Source organism: Polyangium sp. 6x1, from assembly GCF_029946515.1.
Taxonomy (GTDB): Bacteria; Myxococcota_A; Polyangia; order Polyangiales; family Polyangiaceae; genus Polyangium.
In genome coordinates this window covers 1-13,083 of sequence record NZ_JARZHH010000095.1, presented here as the reverse complement: position 1 = coordinate 13,083, position 13,083 = coordinate 1, and the positions used below count along the sequence as shown (strand labels likewise).

Sequence of the window (13,083 nt, the reverse complement as noted above, 5' to 3'; positions counted from 1 at the left end):
GCCGCTCGCGGGCGGGTTCAACTGGGAAGGCGTGCGGGCCGCACGGCGCCGGTCCGTGGGGAACTCGATCGGTCTGGCACGAGGACGCTTCCGTCAGGAGGGCCGGTCGCCGACGATCGTGGCTCGCTCCATCTTGCGCACCCCCGGCCAGTAATCCTGGACCGCGTAATGCTGGGTGCAGCGATTGTCCCAGATCGCGACGCTGTTCTTCTTCCAGCGAAACCGTACCTGGTACTCGGGGATCTGCGCCTGGCTGATCAAATAGTTCAGGAGCTGGCTCGCCCCGGGCGCGAAGTCCTGGCCGCACCGCACATGTTCCGGCGTGTGGAAGTTGACGAAGTGCGTGGTGAACGCATTGACGAAGAGGATCTTCTCGCCGGTCTCCGGATGGGTGCGCACGACCGGGTGCTCCGGATCGGGAAAGCGCTCCCGGAGCGCGTGGCGCTTCTCCATGGGCATGGCCGCGCCGAAGCTGGCCTCGATGCTGTGCCTGGCGCGTAGCCCGGCGATCTGATGCTGGACGGACTCGGGCAGGCGGCGATGGGCCTCGACCATGTTGACCCAGATCGTGTCACCGCCGACGGCCGGCGACTCGAGACAGCGCAGGACGCAGCCCATCGGCGGCGCTTCGCGAAACGTCGCATCGCAATGATAGGCGTTCTCGTAATGCTCCGGCGGGCTGTTCAGGTCCTTGTAAATGCGCACCAGCCCCGGGTGGTCGGGGTCGCTGTCGGCGATGGGGTGGTCTTCGAGCTTGCCGAACCGCCTCGCGAAGGCGACGTGGTCGGCGCGCGTGATGTCCTGATCACGCAGGAACAGGACCCGGTGTTTCAGGAGAAGTGCCCGGATCTCCGCGAACAGCGCGTCGTCGCGCGCGGCATCGGCGAGGCTCACGCCGGCGAGCTCGGCACCGATGATGCAGGTCATGGGCGCGACCTCGATGGAGCCGGCCGTCGACGCGCGGGCGGGGGCCGGAGGGGACGGTGCTGGGGCTTCCATGTTGCATTCTCCCACGGGTCTAGACGACGAAGATGGATGAGCCCGTCGTCTTGCGTGATTCGAGATCGCGGTGCGCCTGCGCCGCGTCCTCCAGCCGGTAGCGCTGGTTGATTTCGATCCGGATCTGCCCTCGGGCGACGTGACCGAACAGCTCTCCGGCGAGCTCGGCCTTCTCGGCGGGATCGGCGATGTAATCGGCGAGCGCCGGGCGCGTGACGAAGACGGACCCCTTGGCCGCGAGCTTCGATACGTCGAGCGGCGGCACCGGGCCCGAGGCCGTGCCCACGCACACGAGCAGCCCGCGCCGCTTCAGAGAATCGAGCGAGCCCGTGAACGTGTCCTTTCCGACGCTGTCGTACACGACCGATACGCCGGACCCACCCGTCAGCTCGCGCACGCGCCGGGCCACGTCCTCGCGACCGTAATGGATGACGTGGTCGCAGCCGTGCGCGCGGGCGATGTCTGCCTTCGCCTCGGTCGACACCGTGCCGATCACCGTGAGGCCGAGCAGCTTCGCCCATTGCGATACGATCAGGCCCACGCCGCCCGCCGCCGCGTGCAGGAGAACGGTGTCACCGGCTTTCAAGGGCCAGATGCGGCGCAAGAGGTAGGCCGCCGTGAGGCCCCGCATGGTCATGGCCGCGGCCGTCTCGGGACGGATGCCCTCGGGCAGCCGAAGGAGCGGCGCCGCCGGCAGGGTTCGCTCGGTGCTATACGCGCCGAGCGTGTCCAGAAAGCCGGTATACGTCACCCGGTCGCCCGGCGCGACATTCGTGACGCCTTCCCCGACCGCCTCCACCACGCCGGCGGCCTCGACGCCGATGCCGCTCGGGAGCGGCACGGGATAAAGCCCGGTGCGAAAGTAGGTGTCGGCAAAGTTGAGCCCGACGGCGACGTGACGGACCCGGGCCTCGCCGGGACCCGGGTCGCCCACGGCGACCTCCTCCCAGCGCAGGACCGAAGGGCCGCCGGTCTCGTGAAATCGGACAGCGTGGGCCATGGAAACACCTTCTCCGGCGCTAGGCCGCCATGCGCCGCGGGACCCCGCGCTCGCCAGCCTTGCGATTGGGCGCATACCCGAGCTTTGCCAGGGTCTCGTCGGCGTCCTTGTAGAATTCGCCGATCTTGTAAATGCGGCGGGCCTCCTTGCCGGTCGCCACGTCGCGGCCGAGCTCGCGCGTGATGCGGACGAGCTGCTCGATTTGCTGCACGGAGGTCATGCGCTGCCTCTTGCGCCCCCACAACGTATCCTCGATGCCGCAGCGGGTGTGCAGCCCCATCGCGATCGCCATCGTGTTGATGGGGAGCACGTCCCGCATGGAGGTTTCCAGCGTCAGGCAGGCGCCGTTCGGCACGCGGCGGATGAACTCCATCATGTTGTACGGGTTCGGCCCGTCGAAGCCGCCGCCGATGGCGACCCAGGTGAGGTTGAGCGGCCCCGTGTAGATGCCGCGGCGGATCAGGCGCTCGACCGTCTCGAGCTGGGGGACGTTGGCGAGCTGGAAATGGGCCTGGATGCCGGCGGCCGTGAGCCTCCGGAGGTGCTCCTCGACCCAGGCCGGGCCGGCCGGCACGCTCATCTCTCGGTACGCCTTGTACACCTCGGGCCGCGCGAGCGAGCTGCCGGCATAGTCGTCCTCGGTCATCAGCTCGACGATGTTCATCTGGCACGTGTTGATCGCGATCGTGACCTGATCGGGCTTGGGCGAGAGCTCGGCCAGCATGTGGCGCGTGTCGTCGCTCAGCCATTTCGCCTTTTCCCCTTCGGTCTCCGGGGAAAAGGAGATCGAGCCGCCGACCTGCAGGATCATGTCGGGCACGGCTTCACGCAGCCCCGCGAGGAGCTCGTTGAACCTGGACAGGTGCTTGGACCCCTTGCCGTCCGGCTCGCGCGCGTGCACGTGCACCACCGTGGCGCCGGCATTGTAGCAATCCACGGCTTTCTGGATCTGATCTTCCATCGACACCGCGATGTCCTCCGGGAAATCGGAGGGCTCCCACTCCGGCCCGTACGGCGCCACGGTGATGACGAGCTTTTCCTGGTTCTCGGGGAACAGAGAGTCGTCGAGGAAGTCCATGCGGATTCTCGTGGTTCCGGGCCGCTCCGAGCGCAAGCGCATGGCGAGCCCCGCACGTCGCCCGTCTTTGCGCGAGGCTCTCCACGGCGCTTCGTGCGCCCTCTCCGAGGCCGAGCGCCACCATGGTTTGCTCGCCATTGGCAAGCACGCGGGCCGTTTCGACGCGACAAGCAGCTCGTCGAGGTGCGTCCCTCCGGATGCTGGGCGAGCGTCCTGTGGACGGGGAGTCCACAATCGAGAGCTCGTGTGGACGTGGAGACGACAGCGAAGGCGCGCCCGCGGCGTCCGCGCGGAGATGGGCCGGAAAAACAGCGTCGGCGAGGCTGGCACGAGCGGTGCTCCACGGGACGACGACACACGGTCCCCGTGGAGGTGTTTCTTGGAGAACGGCCGAAAGACACGAATGTTCTGGCGCGCGGCGTCGGGTGGCAAGCGGAGGCGGGGCGCGCTCGCCGCCTTGGGCGCCTTTGCCGCGGCGATGTTGCCTGCGTGCAGCGGTTGCCAGGTTGATATCGAGCGGAGCGACACGGCGTCCGCGGACGGCGCCTATAGCGGACTCGTCGTCGGAGGAACGCAGCCCGACGGGGCGTTCGTCGTGGCGCGGCATGAGCGCGCGCCGGGGGATGACGAGGTGGTCCTCGTCTCGCTCGCAGAGGGCGAACGGCGCACCTGCTCGCTGGGCAAGGCATTCGCGTACTCCGTGAGCAGCTCGCCACGCCCCGGGTACGCGGGCGCAGAGCCGCGCGTCGACGCTCGCCCGGCCCGCATCCTGATGTACGAGGGAGAGCGCGAGGCCGAGAGCTGGGATCTGCGCATCGTCGACGCATCCTGCGCGGAGCGCCTGCGCGTGCCCTCGGTCGTGGCGTCCAGGTGGCCGACGAGGGTGACCATGTATGGGATCCTCGACGACAACAACGATCTCAAAGGCTACGCCGCGCAGACGACGGCCGGTGAGGTCGTGTGGATCGATCCCTGGGCCGGCACGACGCGCACCATTGCGGAGGGTGTGAGCTTCTTTCGGTACTACCCCGATCATTTCTGGTTGATCGAGGGTGGGAAGCTGGTCGTGCGCGATCTCGACGGGAACATCGTGCAAACCGCGGGCACGGGCGTCACCGAGATCGGGGTGGGGCCGTTCGGGACCGAAGTGGCCTATGTCGATGAAAGTGGCCTCTGGGTGCTGAAGCTTGGGGAAGACGCGCCCATGGCGATTCCCACGAAAGCCGCGCCGTGCAGCTTGCAATACCACCAGTGGGGCGCCTCGCCGAAGCTCACCTACCGCGAAGACTGTGCGGCCGGCGTGCTCGCGATCCTGGATCGGACGACGGGGGAGAAGCGCGTCTTCGATTCCGGCGGCGTCACGTCCGTGCGTTCGTACGGGCTTCAGGGAGCCTTTTGGCTCTTCTTCGAGCGCGAGGAGCCAGGCAAAAAGCGCGAGCTTTGGGCCGTCCGGGAGGCCGACGAGCCGGTGCTGGTCGGGACCGATCCGAAGCTCGACCCGGGCATCGACTCGCACGGGGAAGGCTTTCTCTTCGTCCTCGACCACGACGGCGAGACCGGCACCCTTGGGAAATGGACGCTGCAGGGCGGTTTTTCTCCGCTCGTCGAGGGCTACGCGGGGGAAGCGAGAGGGGTCTCCCGCGACTATCTGGCGGTGCTCGCGGACGCGCAGGAGGATGTCGGGACGCTCGTCGTGTTCAACGGAGAGACGCTGGCCGAAGTTCACCGGGTCCCGCGCGTCCACCAGACTCCGTTGTTTTCCCGGCAGGCGCCCGCGCTCGGTTATGTTCACGACTGGGACGACACGCTCGGGGCAGGCACCTTCACGGTCTGGGTCCCCGTCAACGGACAGCAGATCGACGTCGATACGGGCGTCAACGAATTCGCCGAGCTCGTCTGGCCGGAGCCCGGCGTCGTCTACGCCGTGCGCACGCCCGGACGCGCGGGCCTCTGGACAGCCTATGCGGACTACTAGGCGGCTGCTCTGGTGGAACGGTACATGACCGGATTCCGCTGGCCGCGCCCTACCGCGGCGACTCACGATTTCGATGGAGGTGTTTCTTGGAGAATGGTGGAAGGATGCGACGGTTTTTGTGGGCTGCCGGGTCGCTGCTCCTCGTGTGCAGCGGTTGCGGGCCCGAGGTCGAGATCGAGCGCAGCCCCGAGAGGCACGCAGGTGGCCTCTTTCACGGGCTCCTCGTCGGAGGATCGCAGCAGGACGGGGCGTTCGTCGTGGCGCAACACGAGCTCGGGCCGGGGGATGACGAGGTGGTCGTGGTCTCGCTCGCGGGCGACGAACAGCGCACCTGCTCGCTGGGCAAGGCATTCTTTTACCACACGAAAGAGCCAAGCCTCATCGCCAACGCCGACGGGGCCTTCGCCGACCCTCGCCCGGCTCGGATCCTGACGCTCGAGGGAGATCTCGGGGCCGAGAGCGGGGACCTGCGCATCTTCGACGCGTCCTGCGTGGAGGTCATGCGCGTGCCCTCGGTCGAAGCGCCGTTGGAGGAACTCTTCGGGGCCGGGCCTGAGGCCTACGCCGTGCGGACGACGTCCGGTGAGGTCGTGACGATCGATCCCTGGGCCGGCTCGGTGCAGACGATCGCCGAAAACGCGAGCTTCTGGGAATTCAGGGGGCAGAAGTTCTGGTTGGTCGAGGGCGGGAGCCTGGTCGTGCGCGATAGCAAGGGGAACTTCTTACAAGCCGCGGGCGATGGCATCACCGAGGTCGCGGTCTCGCATGACGGAGAGGAGGCGGCTTATGTGAATGCGAAGGGTCTCTGGGTGCTCAAGCCTGGGGACCCCGGGCCCATCGCCGTCCCCACGACGGCCGCGCCGTGCAAACCTTTTTACGCCATCGGCGAGAGCCCGCAGAGGCTCACCTACCGGGACGACTGCGCGGCCGGCGTGCTCGGGGTCCTGGAGCGGGCGACGGGGGAGACACGCCTCTTCTCCACCGGGGTCACGTCCGTGCTTGCCTTCCGCGGCCTTTCGAACCCGTGGCTTTTCTTCGAGCGCGAGGAGCCAGGGAAGATGCGCGAGCTCTGGGCCATCCCGGAGGCCGGCGAGCCCGTGTTCGTCGGGACGAATCCGAGGCCAAACTGGTGGATTTGGCCGAACAAGGAGGGCGGCGTTGTGCTCGATCTCGATTACGACGGCGTGACCAGTACGCTGGGAAAATGGTCGCCCGAGGGCGGTTTTTCTCCGGTCCTCGAGGGCTACTGGGAGAGACCGGCACTGATGGGGGGGTATGTCCCCACGCTCACGGACCCGCACGAGGATCTTGGGACGCTCGTCGTGCTTGACAATGCGACGCTGACCGAAGCGCTTCGGGTCCCGGGCGTCCACCTCCAGACGCAGTTCCCCCTGGTGCGCGTCCTCCACTACGTTCACGACTGGGACGACACACGCGGGGCAGGCACCCTCACGACCTGGATCCCGGAGACCGGAGAGCAGATCGACGTCGATACGGGCGTCAGCGAATCCAGCGAGATCAAATGGCCCGAGCTCGGCGTCGTCTACGCCGTGCGCACGCCCGAACGCGCAGGCCTCTGGATAGCCTATCCGGGCCAGTAGCCTACCGCCGCCCCTTTCTCGGGCTGTCTCTCTCGAACGTCCCTCGTAAAACCAATTGACGCGCGACAAACGCGGGAGTACGGCAAGCCCACCATGCCGTCTGTCCACCTGACGCGTCACCTCTACACCTTCTTCCCGCATCTCGAAGGTCAATCCATCCTCGTCGAGGCGTCGACAGCAGGTGAGGTCGTCGCGGCCCTGGAGAGGCTCGCGCCCGGCATTGGTTTCTACATCTGCGACGAGCGTGGCCGGTTGCGGACGCACGTCAACATTTTCGTCGGCAAGCAGATGATCCGCGACCGTAAGGGACTCACAGACGCAGTCGCTGCCGACGACGAGGTCCACATTCTGCAAGCGTTGAGCGGAGGGTGAAATGGCAAGCCGTATCCTGGTAGGCACGCGCAAAGGCACGTTCATCGTCGAAAAACAGAACGGCTCGTGGAAGCCGCGGCTCGCGGGCCATGCCGGCGGCGGCGTCAACTATGTCGCGCGTGATCCCTACACAGGCAAACTCTGGGCGCTGCTCGGCTTCGGCCATTGGGGAGCCAAGCTGTCCGTCTCCACGGATGAAGGCGAGACCTGGAACGACAACCCCGCCCAGATCAAGTATCCCGAGGGCGCTCGCTACATCGGCCAGGACATGTACGAAGACGCCGGCAGCGACTTCGGCGTCGGTATCAAGATCGTCACGCGCCCGGCCACGGTACAGAAGCTCTGGATCATCGGCTTCGGCCCGGGCGGCGCGGTCTATGTGGGCACCATCCCTGGCGGCTTGTTCGTCAGCCGCGACGGCGGCGGCTCCTTCGAGCTCAACCGGCCGCTCTGGAACCACGAATCACGCGGCGGCGACCTGTTCAGCGGCGAGGGCAAAGGCGAGACGAAATGGTTTGGCACGCCGGCCTCCGAGGGGGGGGAGTTCGCCCCGGGCATCCACTCCATCGTGGTGGACCCGCGCGACCCGAAGCGAATGCTCGTCGCCGTGTCCACGGCCGGCGTCATCGAAACAGCGGACGGTGGAGAGACCTGGCAACCGCGCAACCAGGGCATGCGGCTCGATCACACGCCCGAACCAGACGCCGAGTGGGGCCACGATACGCATTACATCGATCAATGCGAGGGCGATCCCGACCATGTCTGGCAGCAGAATCACGTCGGTATCTACTACAGCAGCGACGGCGCAAAGAGCTGGCGCAAGGTGAGCCGCCCAGAACAAGGCGTGCATTTCGGCTTCCCCATCACCGCGGACGCGAAGAACGGACGCACGGCGTGGGTCGTGCCCGGGAAGTCGGACCAGCAGCGAACGGCCCTCGACGGCGCGCTCTTCGTGGCGCGCACGACGGACGGCGGTGAGACCTGGGAGCAACTCCGCCGCGGTTTGCCCCAAGAGCAAGCCTACGACGTCATCTTCCGCCACGCGCTCGCCAACAAAGACGGCGCTGTGGCTTTCGGCACCACCACGGGCAACCTCTACGTGAGCGATGATGGCGGAGAGGGCTTTACGACCGTCGCCAACAACCTGCCGCCCATCTATTCCGTACGCTTCGCGTCATAGGTCGGCGGCGGCGGCAGCGGAAGCACGGTTCAGACGAGAATGCTCATGTTCCTGGGGTGAGGAACATCCTTTCCCGCGCGATGCAGCGGTCGTAGCATCGGTCCTTGGCATCCAACGTGACGAGAGGACGCGTTCGCTCATCGCTGCGGCTGACGAAAGCGGCGGCTGCCGCGATGTCGAGCCGTACGCGGCCCCCTTCCCATGCGGACGCCTCGGGTGCGGCCGCGATGCGCCCTCCCGAGCAAGAACGCGCCCTCCGAGGCCGGCCGCGTTTCGGCGAACGCGGGTTCGTCGGCCGGAGCGCCGATCTCGCCCGCGTCGAGCAGCTCCTCGCCGAAGGGACGCCGCTCGTCACGCTCACGGGCACCGCGGGGATCGGCAAGACCGCGCTCGCGGCGCGTATCGCTGCAAAGCTCGAAGATCCCTCCCGTGACGAGCCGCTGCGCGTCGCCTTCTGCGATCTCGAAGGCGCGCGCGGGGCCTCTGGGATTCGCGCCGCCGTCGCGCGTGCGATCGGCGTGCCCGAGCCCGAAGGGGCCGGCGAGCGCGAGTTGATGGCGCGGATGATCCGAGCCCTCGCGGCATTCGGGCCCGCGCTCCTGGTGCTCGACCATTTCGAGCACGTCGTCGAACAAGCGGAAGCGACAGCGGGCGCGTGGCTCGCATCCATCCCCGAGCTCCAGCTCCTCGTCACGAGCCGCGAGCGACTGCGCATCCCGGGGGAGGTCGTGCACGAGCTCGCACCGCTGTCGTTGCCCGAGCAGGACGATCTCGACGGCAGCGAAGCCGTCGCTTTGTGGATCGTGCGCGTCCGCGAGGTGTACCCCTCGTACGACCCGACGCCGGCCGAAGCGCCCGTCGTGGCGCGCCTCCTGCGGGAACTCGACGGACTCCCGCTCGCCATCGAGCTCGCGGCCGCGCGCTTCGGCACGCTCACGCCCGCCGAGCTGCTCGAGCGTCTCGAGCGGCGCATCGACGTCCTCGGGCGACGGGGCAAGGCCGCCGGCCGCCGGTCGACCCTGCGCGACGCGATCGATTGGTCGTGGGAGCTGCTCGAACCGTGGGAGCAGGAAGCTTTCGCGCAATGCGCGGTTTTTCACGGCCGCATCGGCGCCGACGCCGCCGAAGCGGTGCTCGATCCTGGCGGGGATGACGCGCTCGAGGCCTTGCAGGCGCTGCGCGACAAGTCGCTCCTGATCCACGCGCCGTATGGCGACGGCAAAGGCGAGCCGGGGCTCACGATGTACCTGAGCGTGCGCAAGTACGCCGAGGAGAGGCTCGCGGCATCGGCGGGACGGGCCGCGGTCTTCGAGCGCCACACGCGCTACTTCCTCGCGTACGCCGAGCGCGCCGCGGCGCTCACACGCAAGGATCCGCGCACGGCTGCGCGGCGGCTGCTCGTCGAGCGCGAGAACCTGCTCGCGGTCGTGCGTCGAGGCCTCTCGTCGAGCGCGCCGAACGACGTGGAGGCCGCGCTCCGGATCCTCGTGGCGCTCGAGGAGCCGCGCTGGCACGACGGATCGCCGTCGGCGCACCTCTTCTGGCTCGACGAAGCGCTCGCACATCCCTCGGCGGCCGAGGTGGATCCGCGCGTCCGCGGGCATGCGCTGATCGCCCGCGGGCGCGTGGCCTGGCGCGTCGCGAGGCTCGACGTGAGCGAGCGCGATTTCGACGAGGCCGTGGCGCTCGCCGTGCGCGCGAAGGACGTGTCGCTCGAGTCGCTCGCTCGGCGGTTCCTCGCGCTCGTCCTGCTCCTGCGCGGGCGCTTCGACGGGAGCCAGAGCGCCGCCGAGCACGCGCGGCGCCTCGCGAGCGACGTCGGCGACCGCCGCCTCGAAGGTCTCGCGTATGCGATGCTCGGCTTCGTCGCCCGCCTGCGCGGTGAGCAACCGCGGGCGCGGCAGCTCGTCGAGCAGGCGCTCGAGCGCTTCCGCGACGTCGGGGAAGCCCCCTTCGAGCTGAGCATGCGCCTCGAGCTCATGTACGTGCACCTCGACGCCGGGGAGCTCGAAGCCGCGCGCGCCTACGCCGATCAGGCGCTCGCGCACGCCCGGGCGCTCGGCCTCGCGCCGCCCCCGCGCCTCTTGCTCGGCCTCGGGCACGCCGCGCTCGAGGCCGGCGATCCGGGGGAGGCGTCCCTTCGCTACCGCGAGGCCCGGGACGCGGCGCGCGCGGCCGGCGAGCACACCCTGGAGGTGGCCGCGATGGCGTGCGGAGCGGTCGTGCTCTTCGAGCAGGGGCGCCCGCTCGAGGCGCGGCTGGAGCTGGGCGAGACGCTCCCGCGGGTGCGCGCGCTCGGCCGGCACGTCTACGCCAGGCTCGTCACGGTCGTCGCGAGCATGCTCGAGGCCGCGGTCGGCCACATCGACGAGGCGCGGGAGCTGCTCGCAGCGGCCGAGCGCGACCCCGACGCGGGGGCCGACACGCACCTGCCAGCGCTCGAGATCTGCAAAGGCTTCCTCGATCTGGCCGAGGCCCAGCGCGCTCGGACGAACGGCGACAGCGCGGCCGCGGCCGAGCTCGAAGGCGGCGCCCATCGAAGGCTCGGCGCCGTGCTCGCGACCGCGAACGGCGCGGGCGCTCGGTGGGTCACGGAGCTACGCGTCCTCGCGCGCCTCCTCGGCAGCGCGCTCGCGACACACGCGTCCCCGGCCCCCGCGGCGCCCCTCGTCCTGCGGCTCGACGCCACCGGCCGCTGGTTCGAGCCGCCGAAGGGGCCACGCGTCGCGTGCGCGAATCGGCCGGTGATGCGGCGCCTCCTCGTCGCGCTCGCGCAGTCCCACCTCGCCGCGCGGGCCCGCCCCATCTCGTTCGAGCAGCTCATCGAGATCGGCTGGCCCGGCGAGCGGATGCTGGCGGACGCCGCGCGCAATCGCCTCCACGTCATGCTGACCCGCATGCGTGATCTCGGCCTGCGCGAGGTCCTCGTGGGGAACGACCTCGGCTACTTTTTCTCCTCCGACCTCTCGATCGATTTCTGCTGATCCGGCGAGCGCGAACGCGCGGCTCGGCCCGGCGTCGTCGACCCTTCGAGCGGGGAGGATGTAAGCGGCATGTAAGCGCCCGTGACCGCACCGTGGAAGCGGCTCGCTCTCACCGAGCCCTGGAGGACCATGAAGACACGCTCGGGCTTCGTCGCCCTCATTGCGCTGGCGTCCGCCGCAGGCTGCACGATCAACGCCCCTCCCACCCTGCACGGAGGCTCGTTCGCTCCGTTCAGCGCGCGGGCTCCCCTCGCGCGTGACGAACACATCGTCTTCACGCCCTCCGAGGACGCGACCCTCCTCGGCCGCGTCCTGCTCGCGCCCTACGTCATGCCCCGGCCGCTCGCCGAACAGCTCGCGCCAAACCCTTGCGTGGATGCTCTCGTCGATGTCGAGCCGCGGCCGGTCCCGAGTGACGTCATCGACGACGCGGAGCGCCTCTCCCCGGACGCCGCGCGCGCGGCCGGTGCCCCGGGCGCGTCGCACGTCTACTACCATTTCGACGTGCACAAACGCGTCGAGAAGGCCGCGACGAAGGCCTACGCGGAGTGCTGCCAGAAAGCCTCGTGCGGCATTGGCTACGTCCGCTCGGCGACGCTCGGGGAAGGGGAGATCGCGCTCGCGAAGCGGACGGCGCCCGGCGGCAATGCGGACGTCGCGTTCGACGAGGGCCCCCATCCGCTCGAGCTCACCCGTATCGACCGCCGCCACGTGCGCGGCTTTGTCGCGTTCGCGCTCGGCGGGCAGGGCGCGGAGCCTCCCCCCGCAGGCGCGGCGGAGCCCGAGCGCCCGGGGAGCGCGGCGAACGAAGCGGAGGTGATCGAGATCCGCGAGTCGCGTGAGAATCGAGACCGGTTCGAGCTCTGCACGAAAAAGCGGTGCATCACGGAAAACGAATTCATCCGTCGTTATGCCGCGCGGACCGGCTCGCACGAGCTCGACGATTTTCAGCGCGATCACTCGCCGCAGCTTCGCGCGACCGGCGCGGTCGTCGGCAGCCTCGGGCTCCTGGCTGCGGCGGCGGGCCTGGTGATCCTCGCGACCGACAGTCCCGCGGTGGCCGACCGGCGTGTGCCCGCGGTCGGAGGGATCATGCTGGGTTTCTCGGTCCCGACGCTGGCGGCGGGGATCGGGCTCCTCGGCTCGCCCTACGACGGCTGGACGTACGACCACAACCTCACGAAGAGCGACGCGAGGCGTTTCGTGGAGCGGTACAACCGCGCGCTGCGGAGCGAGGGGGCAGCGCGCGGCGCATCAAACGTCAAATGACGCCCCCCACGATTGCATCGTGTCCGCTCAAGGAGGGGGCAGGAACGTGAGCTCGTATCCGTATTCGGTGCACTCGTTCACGCCGGGCTGATCGATGTAGACGTCGTAGCTCGTCACGGTGCCCGCGCCCACGGTGCATTGGAGGAGCATCAGCACATCGCCGTTCTGGTTGCAGCAGGCTTCCAGCCCGTCCATGTTGTAGTATTGCCCGTCCTGGCATTCGAGGACGTCCGGGATGTCCTTGCCGGCGCAGTGCGGGATGAGGCAAAACCACGTCGAGGGCTTGGTCGGATAGGCCTTGAGCCACGATTTGGCCGGACCGGCGCAGGTGTCGACCCCGTTCGGGTATGTGTAGACGTCGATGTCGGCTTCGCCAGCGAGCACGCCGGTCTGCGCGTCCTTCGTCACGGGGCTGCAGCTGATGCTGGTTGCGATCTTGGTTGCCGTGGCCTTGGTATCGTTCGGCTCGGCGCCCGGGTCGTCGCAGACAGGTCCGCCTCCGCCTCCGCCCGCGCCGCCCGCGCCGCCGGCGCCGCCCGCGCCGGAGCCGCCCGCGCCGCCCGTGCCCGAGGACGACGACGAGCCGCCTCCGGCGCCTCCCGTGCCGCCGGCCCCGCCGGCCCCA

10 protein-coding genes are annotated in these 13,083 nt (G+C 69.0%); 6 read left to right on the top strand and 4 right to left on the bottom strand.

The annotated features are described in order from the left end of the window. Nucleotides 1–93: 93 nt before the first annotated feature. The 3 genes from QHF85_RS45075 to QHF85_RS45065 all read right to left on the bottom strand — a co-directional run bounded on the left by QHF85_RS45075 (nt 94) and on the right by QHF85_RS45065 (nt 3,077). Nucleotides 94–927, bottom strand: coding sequence for a TauD/TfdA family dioxygenase (locus tag QHF85_RS45075; protein WP_348652817.1), 834 nt, complete (start codon nt 925–927; stop codon nt 94–96). Between the two features lie 91 nt (nt 928–1,018). Further along, the gene (locus QHF85_RS45070; protein ID WP_281333691.1) at nt 1,019–1,999 is read right to left on the bottom strand and encodes a quinone oxidoreductase; all 981 of its coding nucleotides are present in this window, start codon (nt 1,997–1,999) and stop codon (nt 1,019–1,021) included. Between the two features lie 19 nt (nt 2,000–2,018). Then, a complete protein-coding gene (locus tag QHF85_RS45065) occupies nt 2,019–3,077 on the bottom strand; it encodes a 3-keto-5-aminohexanoate cleavage protein (protein WP_281333690.1) in 1,059 nt (352 codons plus the stop codon). 379 nt (nt 3,078–3,456) lie between these two features. Between QHF85_RS45065 and QHF85_RS45060 the strand changes: the two genes are divergently transcribed. From QHF85_RS45060 to QHF85_RS45035, 6 genes are all read left to right on the top strand, one after another. Beyond that, a complete protein-coding gene (locus QHF85_RS45060; RefSeq protein WP_281333689.1) occupies nt 3,457–5,052 on the top strand; it encodes a hypothetical protein in 1,596 nt (531 codons plus the stop codon). 104 nt (nt 5,053–5,156) lie between these two features. After that, a complete protein-coding gene (locus QHF85_RS45055) occupies nt 5,157–6,653 on the top strand; it encodes a hypothetical protein (RefSeq protein ID WP_281333688.1) in 1,497 nt (498 codons plus the stop codon). 93 nt (nt 6,654–6,746) lie between these two features. Beyond that, nucleotides 6,747–7,025: a MoaD/ThiS family protein gene (locus QHF85_RS45050; RefSeq protein ID WP_281333687.1), complete on the top strand. Its 279-nt coding sequence runs from the start codon at nt 6,747–6,749 to the stop codon at nt 7,023–7,025. A gap of 1 nt (nt 7,026) precedes the next feature. Beyond that, the gene (locus QHF85_RS45045) at nt 7,027–8,205 is read left to right on the top strand and encodes a sialidase family protein (protein ID WP_281333686.1); all 1,179 of its coding nucleotides are present in this window, start codon (nt 7,027–7,029) and stop codon (nt 8,203–8,205) included. A 227-nt stretch (nt 8,206–8,432) separates the two neighbouring features. Continuing rightward, nucleotides 8,433–11,189 carry a tetratricopeptide repeat protein gene (locus QHF85_RS45040; protein ID WP_281333685.1) on the top strand — a complete coding sequence of 919 codons (2,757 nt, stop codon included), beginning with the start codon at nt 8,433–8,435 and terminating at the stop codon, nt 11,187–11,189. Nucleotides 11,190–11,318: 129 nt separating this feature from the next. After that, on the top strand, nt 11,319–12,458 hold the full coding sequence (locus tag QHF85_RS45035) for a hypothetical protein (RefSeq protein ID WP_281333684.1): 1,140 nt from the start codon (nt 11,319–11,321) through the stop codon (nt 12,456–12,458). Nucleotides 12,459–12,485: 27 nt separating this feature from the next. Here the strand turns inward: QHF85_RS45035 and QHF85_RS45030 are convergent. Continuing rightward, the coding region (locus QHF85_RS45030) for a hypothetical protein (protein WP_281333683.1) at nt 12,486–13,083 on the bottom strand (598 nt) is incomplete at its 5' end.

Coding starts and splice junctions, on each gene's coding strand:
- QHF85_RS45075 (WP_348652817.1), bottom strand. CDS start 927: ATGACCTGCATCATCGGTGCCGAGCTCGCCGGCGTGAGCCTCGCCGAT.
- QHF85_RS45070 (WP_281333691.1), bottom strand. CDS start 1,999: ATGGCCCACGCTGTCCGATTTCACGAGACCGGCGGCCCTTCGGTCCTG.
- QHF85_RS45040 (WP_281333685.1), top strand. CDS start 8,433: ATGCGCCCTCCCGAGCAAGAACGCGCCCTCCGAGGCCGGCCGCGTTTC.
- QHF85_RS45065 (WP_281333690.1), bottom strand. CDS start 3,077: ATGGACTTCCTCGACGACTCTCTGTTCCCCGAGAACCAGGAAAAGCTC.
- QHF85_RS45045 (WP_281333686.1), top strand. CDS start 7,027: ATGGCAAGCCGTATCCTGGTAGGCACGCGCAAAGGCACGTTCATCGTC.
- QHF85_RS45050 (WP_281333687.1), top strand. CDS start 6,747: ATGCCGTCTGTCCACCTGACGCGTCACCTCTACACCTTCTTCCCGCAT.
- QHF85_RS45035 (WP_281333684.1), top strand. CDS start 11,319: ATGAAGACACGCTCGGGCTTCGTCGCCCTCATTGCGCTGGCGTCCGCC.
- QHF85_RS45055 (WP_281333688.1), top strand. CDS start 5,157: ATGCGACGGTTTTTGTGGGCTGCCGGGTCGCTGCTCCTCGTGTGCAGC.